Source organism: Candidatus Amarolinea aalborgensis (assembly GCF_900491745.1).
Classification (GTDB): domain Bacteria; phylum Chloroflexota; class Anaerolineae; order SSC4; family Amarolineaceae; genus Amarolinea; species Amarolinea aalborgensis.
On sequence record NZ_UETR01000017.1, the window covers coordinates 20,115 to 40,639 of the forward strand.

Below are 20,525 nucleotides of genomic sequence, written 5' to 3' on the forward strand. Positions count from 1 at the left end.
GCGATAGTTTGAGCGAGGGCCGGCCCTCATCAATCGCTAAAGGACACGATTTTCCATGCCGACATTTACCCGTTGGTGCATCAAGACCGCTTTTCTTTACTTCACTGTGGCGGTCTTGATCTTCGCCGCCCTGCTCTGGTCGCAGGTGCTCACGCTGCCGCCGTATGTGGCGGCGCTGCGCCCCGTGGCCTATCATCTGCTGATGGTGGGCTGGGCAAGCCAGTTGATCTTTGGAGTGGTCTTTTGGATGTTTCCGCGCCTCAGCAAGGAACGGCCGCGGGGCAATGAGCGGGCCGCCTGGTACGTCTACGGGGCGCTGAATCTGGGTCTCCTGCTGCGCCTGCTGGCGGAGCCGCTGCAGACGCGCAGCCCGGCGCCGATCTGGGGTTGGCTGCTCGTCGCATCAGGCCTACTACAAGTCAGTGCAGGCTGGGTGTTCGTCTGGAACTCATGGTCACGCGTCAAGCCGCTGGGCAGCGCGGCAGGAGGTAAGTGATGCCGACCCTGTCCCGCTGGTTCGTGCGCACCTCATTCGTTTACCTGGCGGCTGGGTTCACGTTAGGCGGATTGATCTTGCTCCAGAAGGGGCTAGGCATCCTGCCCGGCGTTTGGGTCTGGCTGCCGGTGCACGTCTTCTTCGTGCTCTTCGGTTGGATCCTCCAGTTCACTCTGGGCATGGCCTACTGGATTCTGCCGCGCTGGGGCGTCATCGAGGGCCGCAACCGGGGCAATGACCGGCTGCCGCGTCTCAGTTACATTGGTTGGAACGGCGGGCTGCTGTGCCTGCTGCTGGGGCCGTGGCTGCGCGGCGCCTGGTTGTCCCAGGCTGCTGCGTGGTTCAACGGCGTTGGGGGAACACTCCTCGTTATGGCCACGGTGCTTTTCTTGGCTCACAGCTGGCCGCGAGTCAAGCCATTCTTGACGTGAGCAGCGCGATGCGCGGCGTAGACTTGGGTGTCCCATTCCAGACTAGACAGGCTTTCGTAGTACAATGGCGCCACGCATTCAAGCACGAATAGGTAGGAGGACAGCATGGCGACTAGATCAACGGCTCATTCCATTGATGAGTACATTTCAGGATTTCCGCCCAAGACTCAGCAGGTGCTGGAGGAGCTGCGCGCGCTCATCAAGGCATCAGCACCCGCCGCGACAGAGACGATTAGCTACGCGATCCCCACGTTCGATCTGAACGGGAAACACCTGGTCCACTTCGCTGGCTATGAGCGGCACGTCGGGCTTTATCCGGCGCCAAGTGGGCTTGAGGCGTTCAAGGAAGACCTGAAGCCTTACAAGCAGGGGAAGGGTTCAGTGCAGTTTCCACTCGACCAACCATTGCCCACGGATTTGATTCGCCGGATCGTCGAATTCCGGGTCGCGCAGAACACTGGCAAGGCCTAGACCTAGGGCCGCGGTCAACGAATGTCTGGAGGCTCATCATGAATGGCGCGGGCAGGGCTTGCGACCACAGGCTGGCCTGGTATCAATTCGTAGCCGGTGATTTGGTGGCCGTGATCGGGAATCCAAATAAACTGGCCGCCTTCGAAGCGTTGGTCGCTCCACTGGCGCCTGAATCCCTCGAGGCCGCTTAAGCCGCGCTGGCCTCAGCCTGCGGCGGCGCGGTCAGTACGCGCGGCAAAGCCGCCAGGGCTACGGCCAGCGCGATGAGCTGCTCGGCACGGAACCCGCCGGCCAGGAGCAAGCTGTCGCCGCGGAAGGCGTCGCACAGCAGGCGGCTGAGCGCGTAGAGGAAAAGGGCCAGCCAGGCGCGCTGGCCCGGCCAGGTCGCTGGTCGTCGCAGCACCGCCAGAAGCGCCAGCAGTCCCGCGCCCAGTTGATAAAGCTGCACGGGATGGCGCCGCGCCCCCCATAGGTCCACCGCCCACGGCAGCGTCGAAGGCGCGCCATAGGCATCGCCAGCTAAGAAATCGGCCAGGCTCAAGATCGTCAGCCCAAGCAGGATGCCTGGCGCGAGCGCATCCAGCACCGTCAACAGCGGCAGACGCAGGCGCCGGGCGTAGAGCCATCCCGCCAGCAGGCCGATGAGCAGACCGGGCGTCCAGGCCAGGGTGCCTGGACGCAGCGAGATAATGGCGAGCGGGTCTTGCTGATAGGCCGACCAGAACTGTACGACGTAGACCAGACGGCCGCCAATCAGCGTTGCGATGGCGCTAACAAAGCCCAGGTTCCAGAGGTGATCGCCATCCAGGCCGCGAGCGCGTGCCAGGTGTGCGGCCAACCACAGCGCCGCGTACAGCGCCGCCAGCGCCAGCAGAGGCTTGACCGGCAGGCTGACGCCGGCAATCAGAATGGTTCGCAGCACGGTCGTTGTCCCTACTTCAGCAGACTTTCCATCTTACTTGCCAGCAAGGCCTGGCTCATAGGCCCGCCGATGATGATCTCGCGGATCACGCCCTCGCGATCTATGAAGAAGGTCGTGGGCAGCGAACGTACGCGGTAGAGTTGGCTAACCGCCGCGTCGCGGTCGAGCAGCACGGGAAAATCCAGCCCGAGCGTCTGCATGAACCCGGCTACCTGGTTCGCCTCTTCAGCCTGGTTGACGCCCAGCACGCGCACGCCCTGGTCGCCATACGCCTGCGCGGCCGCCTGCAAGGCCGGCATTTCGGCGCGACAGGGAGGACACCACGTGGCCCAGAAATTGAGCACCACAGGCTGCCCATGCCAGTCCGCCAACCGCACGCTCTGGCCGTCCAGGCGGCTGAGGCTGAAGTCCGGCGCAGGGAAGCCGACCTGCGGGCTGGGCGGACGCTGGCCCGGTGGGCCAAACAGGGTTGCATCTTGCACCCGCGTCGCATTGATCCAGACCAGACCGGCAATGAGCAGCAGCAGCCAGGTGAGCCGCGCGGCTTTCATGATGATCCCTGGGCGACGACAAAGGCCACGGCGTACGCAGCGGTGTGTGACAGGCTGATCGCCCACTGCTGCAAACCCAGGCGCTCGGCCTGCGCGCGCGCGGCGCCGTGCAGGGCCACGGTGGGCTGGCCGTGCGGCGTGCGCACAATCTCGATCTCGGTCCACTGCAGACCGTCCCAGCCAGTGCCAAGCGCCTTGCTAACCGCCTCCTTGCCCGCCCAGCGCGCGGCCAGGGATGTGGCCTGACCCTGGCAGTCGGCCGCTTCCCGGGCGGTATACACCCGCGCCAGGAAGCGCGCCGCATGCCGATCAAGCACCGCCTGTACGCGCGCAACCTCGATCAGATCAACACCAATGGCCAGGGTCATAGGAGTCTACGTCCTGTTCAGCCGCGATCATGCGGCTGCGGGTGGGCCGGCAATGCCGAGCGCATAATTGGCCGGGTCCAGGAAACGATGCACCGCCGCCTGCAACTGCGCGGCCGTCAGCTCTTTGATGAAGGTGGGGTAGTGATCGAGGAAATCAAGCCCCAGGTTGAAGCGCTCCATGTCGGAAATGGTGTCGGCCACACCCTGGTTCGTTTCCAATCGCAGGGGCAAGATGCCGGTCATGAAGGCTTGCGAGTCGGCCAGTTCGTCTTCCGGGATCAGCTCGTCGCGCAAGCGCACGATTTCCTCCAGCACGCTGCTGATCGTGCGCTCGACGTTTGCCGGGTTGACGCCGGCCACCGCCATCCATGAGCCCGGGCCTTCACCAGACTCCACGGCGCTGTACGCGTAGTAGGCCAGGCCCTGCTTTTCGCGCACGTTCTCACCCAGACGACCCATCATGCCGAAACGCCCCAAGATGGTGTTCGCCAACGCCGCCGCGTAGTAATCGGGGTCGTTGCGTTCCGGCCCCAACCAGCCCAACACGATGTCCGTCTGCGTCTTGCCGGCAATGGCTACCCGACGCTCAACAATGCCGTTGGGCGCCGCGACGGGCGGCAGCGCCGCGCTGACCGTCGGGCGCTCCCAATTCCCCAGCAGTTGCTCAAGCTGCGCCAGCAGGCTGTCTGTCTGCACATCTCCCACGATGACGAGGGCGCCGTCGGCCGGGCTATAGGTGCGATGGTAGAAATCGAGCATGTTCTGTCGCGTCAGGCCAAGCACGGTTTCACGTTCGCCGGATAGGCTGCGGCCGTACGGATGATCCGCGCCGTAGAGCAGTTGGCGGAAGGTGAGGGACGCCATGCTGCGCGTATCATTGTCGCGCTCCTGAAGACCCGTCAGGATCTGTCCGCGCACCTTCTCCACGTGTTCTTCAGGGAACGTGGGATGGCGGAGGATGTCGGTCATGATATCCAACAGCAAAGGCAGGTCCTCGCGCAGGCATTTGCCGTTGAAATCGGTGATGTGGCGTCCACTGCCGACGCCAAACGATGCGCCTACAGCTTCAAGCGTCTCGTTGATGTCGGCAAAGGAGCGGTTGGCCGTGCCGCGGCGCAGCATGGAGGCCGTGAAGCTGGCCAGGCCGCTCTGGGCCGGCGTTTCCAACAGAGAGCCGCCGCGCAGATAGCCGCTGACGACCACCGAAGGATTGGTATGATTTTCATGCACCAGCACGATCAGCCCATTGCTCAAGCGCTGCCGGGTGATGGAAGTTGAATCAGGGACAGCCAGTTTGTTCATAAGACTCGCTCTTGGTTTCTTGTATCAGTTACTCATGCTCCGGGGGCACAACCGTGAATGATAACAGGCAATTCGTAGCGATCCGTGTTCATTCGCGGCCTGTTTGTATGTCAGGACAATTCCTCCGGCAAGAAGATGCCGATCGTGCGCTGATCTGCGCCCAGATAGGTCGCGGCGACGCGCTGCACGTCTGCCGGGGTGACAGCCGCCAGGCGTTCCAGGTAAGAATCGAGCCATGCCTGGGATGCGACCACTTCGCTGAAACCGAGCCAGTAAGCCTGGTCGGTGACGCTTTCCGCGCCATAGACGAACTCGGCCTGCGTTTGCTTGATCGCTTTGGCCACTTCGGCCTCGCTTACCGGCGCATCCACCATGCGCTGCACTTCGACCAGCAACGCAGCTTCCACCGCCTCTGGTTCGGCGGGCGCTTGCACGGTGACGTTGAGCATGTACAGGAACGGCGCCACCGTCGGCGCCAACTGCGTACCCACATCGGCCGCCAGGCCCGTTTCCACCAGCGCGCGATAGAGCCGCGAGCTGCGGCTCGGTTCAGCATCGGCAAACATGCCCATCGCGCTGGCGCCGCCCAGGATGGTATCCATGACCACTAACGGGAAATGATCAGGGTGGGTGGCAGCCGGCACATGATAGGCAGCGGCCAGGTAAACGGTGTCGCCTGGTCCGCGGCGAATCACGCGGCGCTCACCGGCCTGCGGCGGCTCCACGCTGCGCTCCGGGGGCAGCGCCGGCCCAGCCTCGATCTGGCCGAAGTACGCGGTGATTTTCTCGATGACTTCTGGCCCGTCGAACGGGCCGACCGCCACGACGATGACATTGCGCGGGGTGTAGTGCCGCCGATAGTGGTTGAAGAGGTCGTCGCGCGTCATCTGCTCCAGGTCGCACTGCCAGCCAATCGTGCCGTGATGATAACCGTGCACTTTGAAGGCCGCAGCCCTGATTTCCTCGTCGAGCAGGAACAACGGCTCATTTTCCGCGCCCTGTCGTTCGGAGATGATGACGGTGCGCTCGCTCTCAACCTCAGCCGGGTCAAAACGGCTGTTGACCAGGCGATCGGCTTCGATCTGCAAGGCCAGCTCAAAATGCTCCGCGGGCACGGTCTGGTAGTAGGTGGTAAAGTCAATCCAGGTCATGGCATTGCGCACGCCGCCGACGCGCGCCACCTGGCGATCGGCCTCGCCTGGTGGGAAGGCTTCCGTGCCCTTGAAGAGCATGTGCTCCACCCAGTGTGAGGCGCCGGTGATGCCTGGCACCTCGAGCCGGCTGCCGACGCGGTACCACAGCCAGATACTGGCGACGGGCGCGGTAAGCACGGGTTTGACCAGGATGGTCAGTCCATTTGCCAAAGTGGTGCGTTGAAGGTTTTGTGTGAACATCAGTGCGCCGCCTGGCGAGGCAGGTAATGCCCCACGGTGCACTGGTCGCGCCGCAGGTAATGAGCTGCCACGCGACGCACATCGTCCACGGCGACCTGGCTGACCTGATCCAGATAGCTACTGAGCCAGGCCGGCGAGGCCACAACCGCGCTGAAGCCCAGCCAGTAGGCCTGCTGCGTGATGCTCTCGCTGCCGTAGACGAACTGGGCGCGTGTCTGTTTGATCGCTTTTTCCACTTCCTGGCTTGTGAAACGGCCGGCTGCGGCCGCGTCCACAACCTCCCACAGGGCGGCTTCCACGGCGTCAGCGGCTTGTCCGGCGCGTACGGTGGCGTAAAAGCTGAACAGGTGCGGGTCCAGGCTGGGCCGGATGTAGGAACCAGCGCTGGCCGCCAGACCGGACTCCACCAGGCGGCGATAGATGCGCGCGCTGCGCCCCATCGCCTCGCCGCCAAAAGCGCCGGGTGACTTCGCGCCGCTCAGAATGGCATCGAGCACCGTCAAGGCGAAGAAATCAGGGTGCAGCGCGGTAGGCGCACGGAAAGCCAGCTCCACATAGGCCACAGGGCTGTCCCCTTCTACCATGACGCGACGCATCCCGGTTTGCGGCGGCTCTTGAATGTCCATCACCGGCACGGGCGCGGCGGCGGGCGGCGCCGGGCTGAACAACTCGTCAATCCGCGCCAGCATCGCCTCCGTCTCCACATCGCCCACGGCGATCGCAATCGCGTTGTTGGGCGCGTAGAAGGTGCGGTAATGCTCCCACAGATCGTCGCGCGTCATGCTCGTCAGGTCCGCCCGTGAGCCGATGACGGTGTGCCCGTAGGGGTGAACCGCAAACGCGGCGGCGTTCATCGCCTCATCGAGCAGGAAGCCGGGGCTGTTTTCGCGGCCGGCCCGCTCCGAAATGATGACCGTGCGTTCGGCTTCGACATCAGCGGGCGCAAAGCGCGCGTTGATCATGCGATCCGATTCGAGCTGCAGCGCCAGGTCAATGCGGTCGGCTGGCAGGGTCTCGAAGTAGGCCGTGTAATCGAGGTAGGTGAACCCGTTGCGCGTGCCGCCTTCGCGGGCCACCAGCTTGTGTACGGCGCCGCCGGGGAAGCGTTCCGTCCCGCGGAAGAGCATATGCTCCACCCAGTGCGACGCGCCCGTGCGGCCCGCGCGTTCGTTGCGGCTGCCCACGCGATACCAAACCCAAAACGAGGCCACCGGCGCGTGGTGCATTTCTTTGATCAGCACCTGAAGGCCGTTGGCGAGTGTGTAGCTGCTAAATTGATTGGTTGCCATGGCATGTTTCCAATTGTTTCATGAAGGCGATTTTGCCTCTTGCGTCTGTGTGGCCGCGCCGAAATCACGCCAGGTCACTTGTTCGCGCCACATGAAGAAAGCGCCCAGGGCCGTGATAGGGAGCCAGAGGGCCACATGCAGCACCAGCGTGTAGGCGGCGGCAATTTCCTTCGGCACACTGAACGCGCGCAAAACGGCGATGCCGGGCGCGTCGAAGGTGCCAACATAGCCCGGCGCGGCCGGAAGTGTCGTAGCCAGGTTTACAATGCCGTTCATCAACATCAAAACGATGAAGGAGACCGAGAAGTCGAAGGCATGCATGACAAACCAGTATTTGACCGTTTCGGCCAGCCAGATGACCACCGAGGTGGCAAAGATCATGAACACGTCGCGGCCTCGGCGCAGCGATGACAGGCCAAGCATAAAACGATCGAACAGGTCGCTGACGCGCGGGCGCAATCGTTCGGGCAGGAAACGGTTGGCTACGAAATCATACAATCGCCGGGTGCGCGCGGGCGACGCCGCCAGAATCATGAAGACGGCCAGCGCGACGAAAAAAATGACGCTGAAGATGATGACGGGCTGCCGGAAGTCCTGCAGCATGGGCGCGAAGGGCAGCGAAATAAAGACGAAGAGCAGCATGACCAGGCCATCGAACACGCGCTCGACAATCACCGTCGCCAACGAGGCGCTCATGCTGATGCCTTCTTTGCGTTTGAGCACGTAGGAACGGATGACCTCGCCGGCCCGCGCGGGATAGATGTTATTGCCCATGTAGCCAATGCAGACGACCGGAAAGAGGCGAGACAGCGGCACCGGCTTGAGCGGGCCGAGCATGTAATGCCAGCGCCACGTACGCGCCCACACGGCAAAAAAATAGACCAGCACGCCAGGGATCAACCAGGCGTAACGGGCGTTACGGATGTCTTTCCACGCCTCGGCCAGGTCGAGGCCGCGCAAAGCCAGGTACGAGAATACAAGGCTCACCAGGATGCCTAACCAAAACTGCCAACGCTTCAAGGTCTTCTCCAGGATGTTGTTTCAGTCTACGCGGCGATAAGTAACGGGCGGGTCAAGACATACGGCCCTGACCCGCCCGTGATGGGCGAAGGACACACGAGTTACAATGATCCGTGGTCGCCAGGTGTTCTATGAGATGCGGGCTGGCGCCAATTGATTACAGGTAGATGGCCGCGGGAGATTGGACGGGGAACCACTGTCAGGCGGTCACCGCCTCAGCTGTTGGGGTTGACAGCGGCGCTGGCAGCAAATAGCCGGTGAAGATGGTTTCGAGCGCGATGATGTGGGAGCAGAGACCTCGGTGTAAAAACGAACTGCAGTCGCATTTCCACTCGCCTTCTTGATAGTCCACCTGGTGTTCGCTGTGCTCACCGTGAAAATTTACGCGCAGTGAGGCCACGTGTACGCGATCAGTCTCCTGCGCATACCGTTTGCCTTTTTCGATCTTACCGATCAAACCTGAATCCATCAAACGAGCCTCCTTAGTGAATTTACATTCAACAACACAGGAATTCTAAGCGAAAAAGGCACCAGAGCGCAGACGCGCCCCAGTGCCTTCAACAGGGTGTACAAGTACGGCTGATTGCCGCGACCAGGAATTTCATAGCAATGTCATCCATCCTCCGTCTGTACGGGGGTTACGGTCAATGAGGTGGTATCCTATCCTGAGCCAAGTATACCTGTGCCCATGACATTTGTCAAGCATTTTTCGCGACCGAGCTGAGTTTCATGCGCTGGCGTCGGCCGCGGCATCTCGCTCCGCCACTTGCAGGCGATAGATGTCCTTTTTGCGCCAGCCAGAAAGCCGCGCCAACAAGCGCGGCGCCATCTGCGAATCAACGCCTTCTTGCGCCATGATCGCCAATGCTTCGCGCACCTGCGCGACGGGCCACAGGCCATCGTCGCGGGGAGGCGGGGCTGCGGCGCCTTCGATCACGATCACGTATTCACCGCGCGGCGTCTGTGTCTGCGCCAGGGTTAGCGCGGCCTCCAGGCCTCCGTGCCAGATTTCCTCGTGCTCCTTGGTCAACTCACGCGCCAGGGTCACACGTCGGTCGCCCAACACGGCGACCAGATCGGCCAGGCTTTCCAGCAGGCGATGGGGCGCTTCGAAGCAGACAAGTGCGCCTGGCTCATCCGCTGTCTGGCGCAGTAGTTGTTGACGCTCGCTGCGCTGGCGCGGTAAAAAGCCCAGGAACAGAAAACGCGCCGCGCAGAAGCCCGACACCGCCAGCGCGGTTACTACCGCCGAGGGGCCAGGCACCGGCGCCAGCCGATGTCCCGCGGCGATGGCGGCCTGCACCAGTTCGCAGCCGGGGTCGGCAATGCCGGGCATCCCGGCGTCAGAAACCAAGGCCACATCGCCCATCTCCAGCGCGGCCAGGATTTCGGCCTGGCGCTGCGCTTTCTTGGGGGCAAAGGCGTCGGTGTAGGTGAGCAGCCGCGTGGCGCTCAATCCGCAGTGCGCCAGCAGCCGCGCCGTGACGCGCGTATCTTCAGCCGCGATCACCGGCGCCGCCGCCAGCACCTGCTGTGCGCGCGGCGACCAATCCGCCGCATTGCCGAGGGGCGTGCCTACGATGTAGAGCGTATGATGCATTGATAATTCGTCCTACTGAGCCTTCAAGGTGAAGATCAGGCGTCCATCCACGGTGCGCAGGTCCACGAGGGGGCCGGCGCTCGATCCCAGGTCTGCCTGCGCTTCGTTGAGCCGCGCCACCAGTTCGTCGAGGGGATAATCAGGATAGAGACCCAAGCGCCCGCGCAGAATCTCGGCGCGCAGCACCTCTATGCGCGCTCGACTGAGGGTGTCGCTGTCGGGCAAAGCGCTGGCCAGATCACGGTAAAGGGCAAACAGGTTTGCGTTGGCTTCTGTCAACTGCGCCTTGATCTCATCGCGCTGCGTCTCCCATGCGGGCGCCAGGCTGGCCTGCAAGTCAAGCCGCGCCACACGCCACTTGAAGGTTAGCCAGTTGGTCAACGCCAACTGTGCGGCCGCCTGAACTGCTGGCGGCTGCGCTGCGTCGCTGACCATCTGCTGATAAAACGCCGTGCGCTGCGCGTCCTCGGCCAGCAGCGGCTGCTCCAGGCTGATCACATCGGCATCCGTCAGTTGGCGGCCCGCCAGCAGCCCGTTGATAAGGCCATCTGCGGTCAAGCGCCGCGCTTCGATGGTCGCCGTCAGCATCTCGGGAATGGCCAACGGCGCCTGCCAACGATCCAGCGTGAGATCGGGCGGCCGCTGAACCGGAGTCTGGCGCGGCGGCAGCTTCGTTGCCAGTTGGCGCAGGGCCTGCGCCTTTGGCCGCTCATCCATCTTGGAATAGGCCGCGGCCAGGCGAGTGAACAAATCCACGCGCTGAGGATCGAGCAGATAGGTGCTGCTGATGGCGAGCGTTTCGGCCATGTCGAGGCTAATGCGCGCCAGGCCCGGCTGCTGCAGCCCAAGCCAGCCTTCTGCCACCTGCACCGCCGTGTCGGCGCGCGCCACATCGGGCAGGGCCGGGCTGAGCGCGGCGACCTCATGCGCGAGGCGGAAACAGAGTGAGGCTTTACCTGGCTGTTGGGCGGCCAGGTAGCGTTTGCCCAAGAGCAGCAGGTGTCCCGCGCGCTGGGCATCGGTCAGCTCAGGCGACTGAACCGTCAGGGCGTAGCCGGCATCGAGTTCGTTGGCATCGAGCGCCCGGCGCACGGTGGCATCCACCGAATCGCCGGCTAACGGCAGCAGCCCCAGGTCGGGCGGCACATGCGCGCCATCCACGACACTCCACGGTTCTTGCCAGGTCAGGTCGAAGGCGTTGTTTTGGTCTGAATTCAGGCTGAAGTAAGTATAAAGCGAAATCGCGCCCAGGCCGAGCAAGAAAACCAGCCCTACCCCGAGGCCGATCAACGTCCAGTCAAGTCTACGCTGCATGCACCCAATCCTCTATCTCGACGCAAATCACAACGCACGCGTGTGCGCTGGGGCGTCAAGTATACTGCAAGACCGGCAAAATCTGGAATTGGCGCAGCGCCGACACAATCGGCGGCGACTTTGCCAAATCCCCAACGCTATGCTAGAATGTCTTTCATTATGATGGTACGCCGATGTGAGACGTACAAGTAGGCGCCCAGTTCCATACTATCTGCCGTTTCGACGGGGCGCCGACGATACTGAAACCTGGACGGATCGAACGTCCCTTGTCTGATGCGCCTCAACCAGACTGTTGTTCGTCACGCCGGCTGCGTCGTTTTCCAACCACGTATGCCAGTGTGTTTGCACGAGACTGGTGCGAGGCATTTTTATGTTTGAATACCCATTCACGAAAGGAGTGGCGTTTCGTCAATGCAGCAAGTCGCGAACTCGCCTGACCTCTATCCAAATCTGACCCGGTGGTTCAACAGCCGCACTGGAAGTTGGTTGTTGAATCTCGCTGTGGCCGGGCTTGTCATTCTGAGCTTGATCCTCCCGCCAGTTTCACTCATCGAGCGCATCCAAACGCGTGGCTATACGCGCATAGGCTCACAGGGCGGCTCCGTCGTTGACCCGGACGGCACGTCCATCACCGCGCCCGCGGAAGCGATGACGCAGGGCGCAGTGCAGATGCGCCTCACAAGCACGCCTCGCCAATCATTCATGGCCGGCGAGGGCGGCGCCGCGCTGCGCAAAGCGGCCGAGCAACTGCCTGCCACGGTCAACCCGCGCAGTCCGCTCTACCAGACCAGTGTGCGCGGGGCTAAACCGTCCCAGGCCGTCATTCACGTGCCGATCCCTAACGACTCGGAGCCATACGAAACGCTTGATCTCTATGGTTACGATGCGAAGACCGCCTCGTGGTCGTACATCCCAAGCCAAATCGTGCCCGCGGATGACGCCATCGAGTCGAAGTTGACGGCCGTGCCGCAAGCGTTCATGGTCATGCAAACAACGGCCCAGCCGCCTGTGGCCGCCGCGCTGGTCACTGCGGATAACCCGCTGCCAGACGCGGGCAAGGGCGCGCTGGTAGAGGTCAACCCGGTGGGCCTGCGCCTGGCTGGCGATGGCGGCATCGAAGGCAGCCTGCAGGGCCTGCCCGCGGATGCGGCCAGCTCGTTTGCTGTTGTTCCCACCCTGACCAACGTGGCGGCGGACGGTACGGTACGCACAGACCTGATCGCGAACCTGCTGGTCAGCGCAGAACAACAAGACAAGCACATCAATGCCATCGAGCAGTTAGTCGTGGGCAACCTGTACAAGGGGATTGACCTGGACTATCGGGGCATCAACGCTGAACTTGCGGGAGATTACGTGAAGTTCGTCGCCAAGCTGGCGGCCAAACTGCACGCCCAGGACAAGAAGCTCTCTGTGCGTGTAGAAGAGCCGCGCCAGGTGGCAGCCGATCGCTGGGAAACCGGCCCCTACCTCTGGCGCGAACTAGGCGCGGTCGTGGACACCTTCCGCATCCCGGCCATCAGCAACCCACAGGCTTACGCGCCAGACGGCCAGATGCACACCCTGTTGACGTGGGCCGTGGGCGAGGTCAACCGTAACAAGATTCAGATCGTTCTCCCAGGCCGCAGCATCGAAAAATCGGGCAACTATTACCTCCTCAAGCCGTACGATGAAGCCTTGCAGCCGTTGATCGGCCAGGTGCAGGCGACGAAGGATATCGCGGCGCCAGGCGAGCAGATTGACCTCAAGGTCATTGCCGAGCGCGCCACCAGCCAGTTGACTTTCGACGAGGCCATTGGCGCGTACACCTATCGCTATCGCGACGACCAGGGCTATGAGCGCACGGTATGGTTGGAAAATGCCGCCAGCCTCAGTCATAAGTTGGCGCTGGTCAGCCAGTATCACCTGCAAGGCGCCACGCTGGACTACCTGCCTGTCACCGACCCCGAACTGTGGCCCATGTTGACGAGCTTCCAGCAGGGCGCTCCGTCGGCCAAGCAAAGCGAATTCGGCATCAGTTGGACCGTCAAGGGCGCTGATGGTCAGGTGGCCGACGCGTCCACCCAGCCGTTGACTGAAAGCAGCACCTACGAGTTCAAAGCGCCCGACAGCCCTGGCGCCCAGTACCAGGTGGAAGCGGTGATCGTGGAAAACGGTCGCCCCGTCAGCCAGGCCGGTGAAGTGGCTTTGCTGGTCGCCACCTATACGCCCGTTGCCACCGCCACCCCAGAACCCACGGCAACGCCCACGCCTGCCCCCACCGCGACCCCGGCGCCGACCAGGCCGCCCGCGCCAACCTCTTCAGCGCCCCCGGCCACCAATCCGCCCGCACCTGCGCCTCGCCCCAGCGGCGGCGCCGGTTTTGGCTACGGCGTGCAAGCGCAAGTTTACGGCGGCGCTGACCTGGGCTATGTGGTCAACGCGACCCGCAACATGGGCTTCAACTGGGTCAAATTCCAGGCGCCGTGGAAAGACTTCGAAGGCGGCGGCAAGGGCGATTACGGCTGGGGCGGCATGGATGACATCGTCGGCAGGCTCTCCGGCGGCGGCCTGAAGATTCTGGCCAGCATTGTCAAGGCGCCCAACTGGTCGCGTAATCCGGCCTACGGCTATTCGGACGAAGGCCCGCCGCAGAATCCGCAGGATTACGCTGATTTTGTCGGCGCGTACGCTGGGCGTTACTGCGGCCGCGTGAACGCCATCGAGGTGTGGAACGAGCAAAATCTGCACTACGAATGGGGCAACGAGCCGCTCGACGCTGGCCGCTATGTAGAAATGCTGAAGTTGGCCTATCGCGCGATCAAGGGCGCATGCCCCAGCATGATCGTGGTCAGCGGCGCGCCCACGCCTACGGGCGGCGGCGGCGGCAAGGCCATTGACGACATCGAGTACCTGCAGGCGATGTACCGCGCCGGCCTCAAGAACTACGCCGACGCCATCGGCGCACACCCCAGCGGTTACAACTGCCCGGCCGACGGCGACTGGCGCACGGTGCAAGATCCCAGCGCCTCCTTCCGCGGCCCGTTCGACAACCATCATCATTCCTGGTGCTTCCGCGGCACCATGGAAGGCTACCGCAACGTGATGGTGGCGAACGGCGACGGCGGCAAGCGCATCTGGCCGACCGAGTTTGGTTGGGCGATTGGCCCGGCCGTCAATAACAACTACGGTTACGCCAACGACAACACGCCGGAAGAGCAGGCCGCCTGGCTGGTGCAAGCCTACCAAATGGCGCGCAATTGGGGTTGGGTTGGCCCCATGTTCCTCTGGAACCTCAATTTTGGCATCACCAACCCTGGCACGGAGCTGGCGCAGTTCGGCATTGCCGGTCGCCCGGCCTACGATGCCCTGGCCCGCATGCCCAAGTGAACCCAAACAGGAGAGGCGCTCATCTGATGCGCCTCTCCTGCTGCTGCCGAAAGAATTCGGGACGCAAGGGCGTTCCGCCGCCAGGTCAGCCTGCGCCAACCGGCGTCGCGTTCATACAGCGTTGCGCCCTTCAGGTGCGATTTCAATAACTCTCGTGAGGAGGACCCTATGTCTCGGTTGTTCTTGCTGCGTCGCGCCCTGTTTCTCACCCTCATGCTGCTCACCGCGCTGCCGGCCATGTCCCTGGCCGCTATTCCTCAACCAGGCCAAACCAATCTGGCGCCCATGGCCTCCGGGCCGACCGTGACCGTGACTGAAGACCTGGTCAATGTGCGCTCTGGCCCCTCGACGGCCTACGGCATTGTGGGTCGCGCCACGCGCGGCAAGTCGCTGGAAGTCGTTGGCAAGAACGCAGGCGCCACCTGGCTGAAGATCTGCTGCGTGAGCAGCAAGCAAGGCTGGATCAACGCTTCGCTGGTGAAAGCCAACGGCGACCTGAGCGCGGTGCCTCAAGCGGCTGCTCCTGCGCCTCCGCCGGCGGCGACAGTCAAACGCGCGGCCTCCGCGCCCGCGCCTAACGTGCGCGCGGCCGGGTTTTTTGGCTATGGCATCCAGGTGGACACCAGCGCGGACAAGGGCTTCATCGTCGGCGCGGTCAAGAACATGGGATTCAACTGGGTCAAGTTCCAGCTCCCGTGGAAAGATTTCGAGGGACAGCCGGGTCAGATTGACTTCGGCGGCCTGGACGACATGGTCGGCCAGTTCAACGGCAACGGCCTGAACATCCTGGCCAGCATCGTCAAGGCGCCGCAGTGGGCGCGGCCTGGCAACAGCAACTTCGACGTGGAAGGCCCCCCAGCAGACCCGGGCACCTACGCCAATTTCGTGCGCGCGTTTGCCAGTCGTTACTGCGGCCGCGTGCAGGCGGTTGAAGTGTGGAACGAGCAAAACCTGTGGTACGAATGGGGCGGCGAACCGATTGATCCAGGCCGCTACGTGCAACTCCTGGCCGCAGCCTATCGCGCGATCAAGGGCGCGTGCCCTGGCATGATTGTCGTCAGCGGCGCGCTGACCCCCACGGGCGCGCCCGCGCCGCTGGCCATGGATGACATCGCCTATCTTTCGGCCATGTACCGCGCCGGGCTGCGCAGTTATTCCGATGCGGTCGGCGCGCACCCCAGCGGCTTCAATTGCCCCGCGGATGGCGACTGGCGCTCGGTGTCCGACGGCAGCGCTGGCTACCGCGGCCCCTTCGACAACCGTCATCACTCCTGGTGCTTCCGCGGCACCATGGAAGGCTACCGCAATGTGATGGTGGCGAACGGCGACGGCGGCAAGCGCATCTGGCCCACTGAATTCGGCTGGGCCGTTTCCAACAGCCCGCATCCCGGCTATGAATATGCGGCCGACAATTCGGCCGATGAACAGGCCGCCTGGACGGTGCGCGCTTACCAGATGGCTCGCTCTTGGGGATGGGTTGGACCGATGTTCCTATGGAACCTGAATTTCGAGTCGGGCGAACAGAGCGCGTTCAAGGTTTGGGGCACGCCCACCTACGATGCGCTGCGCAACATGTCGAAGTAAGAGGAACGATGAGGCAATCCAACAACAACCGACGATTCTCGCGCCTGCTGGCCGGATTCGTGCTGATGACGCTGGTCCTGTCGGCTTGCGGCCAAGCGCCTCCGCCGCCCACACCCACGCCGACGAAGACGCCGACCGCGGCGGCGATGGCGACGGACACGCCGCAGCCGCCAACCAACACACCACTCCCGCCGACTGCCACGCAGCCGCCGGCAGCCTCGGACACCCCAACGCAGGCGCCTGCGCAGGCGACGGCACAACCAACGACTGCGCCAGTCAAGCCGACGGCTACCAAAGCGCCGGCGGGCGGCGGCTCTGATCGCGGCTTCACGTCGCCGGATTACGGCGTGCAGGCGTTCCTTTGGTGGCGCCCAGAAATTGCCGATCGTGACCTGGGTCTCGTGGAAGCCGCTGGCTTCACCTGGGTCAAACAGAACTTCCCCTGGCGCGAGATCGAGGGCGCGGGCAAAGGCAAATTCGACTGGAGCGTGACCGACCGCATTGTGCAGCAGGCCATTGAACACAACCTCAAGCTCATCGTGCGCGTGGACAGTCAGCCCAAATGGGCTGGCGGGGGTTTTCCGTGCAATGGGCCGCCCGACAAGTACAAGGATTTCGAGGATTTCCTGTTTGCGGTGGCTAACCGCTACAAATGGAAAATCCAGGCTTATCAGATCTGGAACGAACCCAATCTCAATCGGCCCGATGGCGGCGGCGAGTGGGGCTGTCGGCCGCCCAACGCCGCGGAGTATGCGCGGCTGCTGAAGTCGGCGTATGCTGGCGTCAAGAAGGGCGCGCCCCTGGCCCTCGTCATTTCGGCCGGCTTAACGCCGACCGGCTCCTGCTGCGACGTGGCGATTCCCGATGACAAGTACCTGGAGCAGATGTACCAGGCCATGGGCGGCAACAGTGCGGGCTACTTCGATGTCTTGGGCGTGCACGCGGCCGGTTTTCGGGCCGCGCCCAGCGTCAGCCCGGATGAGGCTGCGGCGAACAAGGCTGCCTATGGCGGCGAGCGTTTCTTTACGTTCCGCCGCGTCGAAGACCTGCGCAAGATCATGGTGAAGTACGGGGATACGGCCAAGAAGGTGGCCGTGCTGGAGTTTGGCTGGAGCACCGATTCACGGCCCGACTCGCCTTACCACTGGCACGCCGTGACGGAGGAGCAGCAGGGCGATTACCTGGTGCAGGCTTTTGAATGGGCCAAGAACCATTGGCGGCCGTGGATCGGCTTGATGGTCGTCGTTTACATGCCCGATGTGGACTGGACCGAGGCGCAGGAGCAATACTGGTGGTCCATCATGAAGCCAAGCCAGATTGACGAACTGCACTGGCGCCCGGCCTATGCCAAGCTGCGCATCTACATCCGCCAGCAGCGCGGTTTGGCTCCCAACTGGCCGCCGTAAGGCTGGAGTGGAGATCGGAGATCGGAGACCGGAGACCGGCTACGAGGTGAGACGCTTGATCTCTGGTCTCTAATCTCTGATCTTCATCCCCTGACCAACGTGTAGACCACCACCTGCGCCGGGTGATCCGCGTCGGGCGTGACGTTGACGACGGTGTAGCCGGCGCGAAACGCAGTCTCGAAAAGCGCGCGTGTGCCCAGGCGCCAATGGCTGGCAGCCATGACGTTGTCATGTTTGATGCGTTGAAAGTGAGCAGGAATCTGCACACCGATCCTATCAGCGTTGGGCAGGGGGCCGGTGGCAGCCAGGATCGGCAGATCATCTTCGAAGACGATCCGTGTGAGCATTTGCTCTGGCTGCGCAGCGACTGGCGCTGAGACGCGTTGGCCGGAGGTCACGCACTGGAGCGTGCGCGGGCTGTTCACCTCCCAACGCACATGAAAGCGGTCGGTGGGCAAGGCCGCGTTGATGCCGCCCAGGCGTTGACCGTAGATATTGCGCTTGTACACGTGCGCCGTGGCCCCCAACTTGGCAATGTTGAGCACCGCGTTGCGCGCCTCTAGCGGATCATACGTCCATGTGCAGATATCCAAGCCTTCTTGCAGCATGAAGGCGCGCTGCGCCAGTTTCAAGCGGTAGCCCAGGTTTTGATCTCGGTAGTACGGATGGACGGCGGCCATGTGCGAGCAGTGTTTGAGGATGCTGCCTTCACGGCCCAGGAAGCCAAAGACGAAGCCGATCAACTCGTTGCGCGGAGTGAACGCCCCCAACACAAGCCCACCCTCACTCTGCACAGTCAGCAGTAGATGAGCCGGCACCGCGTCGATCGGGTCAGTCTGCCAGCAGACCTGCTGCAGTTCCTCGGCTGCCGTGTATTCCTCGAATGTGGCCAGGCGGCGAATCGTGATTTCCATGGTCTCTGCGCTCCGCGTCATCAAGGCTTTGGTTTGACGTCAGGCATGTGACATTGTACACCCAGTTGCCCCCCGCCGGAAATTTGTAGATAGATGGAGAACTGTTGCCTTATGCGTCGTGTGTCTCGCGCCCTCTGGGCGGTCGTGGTCGTCGTGCTGCTGGTCGGTTCGGCGGGGAGCGGTCGTGCCTTGGCATCGCCGCTGTCCGGCCGTGTGGCCCCCTCCTCCGGTCCTTCATTTCCTGCTCCCATTGCGACTGAGCTGATCGGCCAAATCGGGGGCGCCACCTATGCCCTGGATGTGGCCGGCGCGTACGCGTACGTCGGCATTGGCTCACGCATCGTGGTGCTTGATGTCACCAACCCCGCGGCGCCGCACAAAATCGGCCAAAGTGCGATACTGCCCGGGCTGGTGCAAGATGTCCATGTCAGCGGCGCTCTGCTGGTCGTGGCATTAGGCGAGGCCGGCGTGCAAATCTTGGATGTCCACACGCCTGCTGCGCCTACGTTGCGCGGCAAGCTAGACACGACCGGCGATGTGCGGCGGCTGGCCTTGGCGCCCGATCGCATCTATGCAACCGATAGTACCGGCCGCCTGCAGATTATCGGCATGGCCGATGCCGATCACTTAACCTGGTTGGGAGCGTATGCTGGTCAGGCGCGCAATGTGGCCGTAGTCGGCCAGATCGTCTATCTCCTGCGCGGCACGCGTATGTTGGTGTTGAATGCCAGCAACCCAGCTAACCCTACGTTGATGGGGACGTATGAGTCCACCGCGCTTCTAGAGGCGGTCACGGTCGTCAATGGACTGGCCTACCTGGCTGCCAGCACCCAGGGCCTGGAGATTGTCAACGTGGCTGACCCGGCGGCGCTGGCGTATGTTGGACATCTTGTGACGCCAGGCGCGGCCACAGGCGTGGTTGTCTCCGGTTCACTAGCCTATCTCACGGCTGCACAGGATGGCTTGCAGATCATTGATGTTCAGAACACGGCCGCGCCGGTCTTGCTTGGCGTTTACGCGTATGCGTCTATCGGCAGCATGGCTCGCATCAGCGGCGGCCACGCGTACGTTGCTGGCAAAGACAAAAACATGGTGATCGTGGACGTATCCCAGCCTGCATCTCCCATGCGCGACGGTATGTTCGACCTGCCTGCGACTCCCCAACGCCTGGTCGTGCAAGGGACGCTGGCGTACATCGCGGATGCCGATGATGGGTTGTGGATCATGGACATCACGGATCCAGCCAATCCCGTGCCGCTGAGCGTTTACGACACACCCGACATGCCGCTCAATGTCACGGTGATAGACCATATCGCGTATGTGGCCGATGGAGACAGCGGTCTGCAGATTCTCGATGTCATGCACGCCAGCCATCCGATGCTGCTCGGCAGCTATGACACGGTCGGTTATGCGTTTGATGTCGCCATCAGCGACAATATCGCCTTCATCGCCGATGGGCCGCGCATGACCATTCTCAATGTCAGCCAGCCCACGTCGCCGGCGCTGGTCACTGTGCTAGGACTGCGTGATGCCCGCAGTGTTGACATCGAAGGCTCGCTCATGTACGTGGCTGATTTTCGCGCCCCGCGCGGGCTGCGGATTTTCAACATCAGCAATCCGGCGGCGCCGGTCCTGTTGAGCACCTATCGCTACGACGGCACCGCGGGCGAGGCTCGTGTACGCAACCATGTGGCGTACATCGCGCAGACCGTCGGCCTGGAGACCGCCGACGTGATTAGCTCTACCGCGCCCTCGCGACTCGCAAGCCTGCCGCTGCCGGGAAACTCCTACAGCCTGGCCGTGGCCGAACCGTATGCTTTTGTCGCCAGCGGACTTGGCGGCTTACAGATTGTGGATGTGAGCAACCCGGCGCAGCCGCTGGTGGCCGGCGTCATGCCGACGCCTGGTTCTGCGCGCGGCGTCGCCGTAGCGGGTGATTTGGCCTACGTGGCGGCCGACGCTGGGGGCTTAGTTGTAGTGCGCACGACGCCGCTGCCGCAGGCGTCGCCCTGGTTCTTCCCACTGCTGTGGCGCTGAGCCGATTATCTAGAACCTTGTAAGCGCAGGGCCGGTCCTTCCTATCGAAGTGACCGGCCC

The 20,525-nt window shown here is 63.0% G+C and carries 18 protein-coding genes; 7 read left to right on the forward strand and 11 right to left on the reverse strand.

The window, feature by feature from the left end; all coding sequences use genetic code 11:
- Nucleotides 1–55: 55 nt before the first annotated feature.
- From ACPQ6D_RS17325 to ACPQ6D_RS17335, 3 genes are all read left to right on the forward strand, one after another.
- On the forward strand, nt 56–496 hold the full coding sequence (locus tag ACPQ6D_RS17325) for a hypothetical protein (protein WP_423225606.1): 441 nt from the start codon (nt 56–58) through the stop codon (nt 494–496).
- Nucleotides 496–927 (forward strand): hypothetical protein, encoded by a 432-nt coding sequence (locus tag ACPQ6D_RS17330; protein WP_423225607.1) that lies wholly within the window; start codon nt 496–498, stop codon nt 925–927. Before ACPQ6D_RS17325 ends, ACPQ6D_RS17330 begins: the two co-directional genes overlap by 1 nt.
- Before the next feature lie 105 nt (nt 928–1,032).
- Nucleotides 1,033–1,398: an iron chaperone gene (locus ACPQ6D_RS17335; RefSeq protein ID WP_423225608.1), complete on the forward strand. Its 366-nt coding sequence runs from the start codon at nt 1,033–1,035 to the stop codon at nt 1,396–1,398.
- A 187-nt stretch (nt 1,399–1,585) separates the two neighbouring features.
- Here ACPQ6D_RS17335 and ACPQ6D_RS17340 read toward each other — a convergent pair whose 3' ends face one another.
- The 10 genes from ACPQ6D_RS17340 to ACPQ6D_RS17385 form a co-directional block, all read right to left on the reverse strand.
- Nucleotides 1,586–2,320 (reverse strand): prolipoprotein diacylglyceryl transferase, encoded by a 735-nt coding sequence (locus ACPQ6D_RS17340; RefSeq protein ID WP_423225609.1) that lies wholly within the window; start codon nt 2,318–2,320, stop codon nt 1,586–1,588.
- 11 nt (nt 2,321–2,331) lie between these two features.
- The gene (locus ACPQ6D_RS17345; protein ID WP_423225610.1) at nt 2,332–2,871 is read right to left on the reverse strand and encodes a TlpA disulfide reductase family protein; all 540 of its coding nucleotides are present in this window, start codon (nt 2,869–2,871) and stop codon (nt 2,332–2,334) included.
- Entirely contained in the window at nt 2,868–3,239 is a 372-nt protein-coding gene (locus ACPQ6D_RS17350; protein ID WP_423225611.1) for a holo-ACP synthase, read from the reverse strand. The genes ACPQ6D_RS17345 and ACPQ6D_RS17350 overlap by 4 nt, the downstream gene beginning before the upstream one ends.
- Nucleotides 3,240–3,266: 27 nt before the next feature.
- Nucleotides 3,267–4,541, reverse strand: a complete 1,275-nt coding sequence (locus tag ACPQ6D_RS17355; RefSeq protein ID WP_423225612.1) for a M16 family metallopeptidase — start codon at nt 4,539–4,541, stop codon at nt 3,267–3,269.
- Nucleotides 4,542–4,651: 110 nt separating this feature from the next.
- Nucleotides 4,652–5,935: a M16 family metallopeptidase gene (locus tag ACPQ6D_RS17360; RefSeq protein WP_423225613.1), complete on the reverse strand. Its 1,284-nt coding sequence runs from the start codon at nt 5,933–5,935 to the stop codon at nt 4,652–4,654.
- A complete protein-coding gene (locus ACPQ6D_RS17365; RefSeq protein ID WP_423225614.1) occupies nt 5,935–7,224 on the reverse strand; it encodes a M16 family metallopeptidase in 1,290 nt (429 codons plus the stop codon). The genes ACPQ6D_RS17360 and ACPQ6D_RS17365 overlap by 1 nt, the downstream gene beginning before the upstream one ends.
- An 18-nt stretch (nt 7,225–7,242) precedes the next feature.
- A complete protein-coding gene (locus tag ACPQ6D_RS17370) occupies nt 7,243–8,244 on the reverse strand; it encodes a lysylphosphatidylglycerol synthase transmembrane domain-containing protein (protein ID WP_423225615.1) in 1,002 nt (333 codons plus the stop codon).
- A gap of 199 nt (nt 8,245–8,443) precedes the next feature.
- Nucleotides 8,444–8,713 carry an SWIM zinc finger family protein gene (locus tag ACPQ6D_RS17375; protein ID WP_423225616.1) on the reverse strand — a complete coding sequence of 90 codons (270 nt, stop codon included), beginning with the start codon at nt 8,711–8,713 and terminating at the stop codon, nt 8,444–8,446.
- Between the two features lie 258 nt (nt 8,714–8,971).
- Nucleotides 8,972–9,844: a 16S rRNA (cytidine(1402)-2'-O)-methyltransferase gene (gene rsmI / locus ACPQ6D_RS17380; RefSeq protein ID WP_423225617.1), complete on the reverse strand. Its 873-nt coding sequence runs from the start codon at nt 9,842–9,844 to the stop codon at nt 8,972–8,974.
- A 12-nt stretch (nt 9,845–9,856) separates the two neighbouring features.
- A complete protein-coding gene (locus ACPQ6D_RS17385; RefSeq protein WP_423225618.1) occupies nt 9,857–11,158 on the reverse strand; it encodes a hypothetical protein in 1,302 nt (433 codons plus the stop codon).
- Nucleotides 11,159–11,569: 411 nt separating this feature from the next.
- On the opposite strand from ACPQ6D_RS17385, the gene ACPQ6D_RS17390 reads away from it, so the two are divergent.
- The 3 genes from ACPQ6D_RS17390 to ACPQ6D_RS17400 all read left to right on the forward strand — a co-directional run bounded on the left by ACPQ6D_RS17390 (nt 11,570) and on the right by ACPQ6D_RS17400 (nt 17,514).
- Nucleotides 11,570–14,524 (forward strand): glycoside hydrolase family 18 protein, encoded by a 2,955-nt coding sequence (locus ACPQ6D_RS17390; RefSeq protein WP_423225619.1) that lies wholly within the window; start codon nt 11,570–11,572, stop codon nt 14,522–14,524.
- Between the two features lie 168 nt (nt 14,525–14,692).
- Complete coding sequence (locus tag ACPQ6D_RS17395) at nt 14,693–16,108, forward strand: SH3 domain-containing protein (RefSeq protein WP_423225620.1); 1,416 nt, start codon at nt 14,693–14,695, stop codon at nt 16,106–16,108.
- An 8-nt stretch (nt 16,109–16,116) separates the two neighbouring features.
- On the forward strand, nt 16,117–17,514 hold the full coding sequence (locus tag ACPQ6D_RS17400; RefSeq protein ID WP_423225621.1) for a cellulase family glycosylhydrolase: 1,398 nt from the start codon (nt 16,117–16,119) through the stop codon (nt 17,512–17,514).
- Between the two features lie 83 nt (nt 17,515–17,597).
- On the opposite strand, the gene ACPQ6D_RS17405 is transcribed toward ACPQ6D_RS17400, so the two are convergent.
- Entirely contained in the window at nt 17,598–18,428 is an 831-nt protein-coding gene (locus tag ACPQ6D_RS17405) for a hypothetical protein (protein WP_423225622.1), read from the reverse strand.
- Between the two features lie 111 nt (nt 18,429–18,539).
- On the opposite strand from ACPQ6D_RS17405, the gene ACPQ6D_RS17410 reads away from it, so the two are divergent.
- Complete coding sequence (locus tag ACPQ6D_RS17410; protein ID WP_423225623.1) at nt 18,540–20,465, forward strand: LVIVD repeat-containing protein; 1,926 nt, start codon at nt 18,540–18,542, stop codon at nt 20,463–20,465.
- The last annotated feature ends 60 nt before the right edge of the window (nt 20,466–20,525 follow it).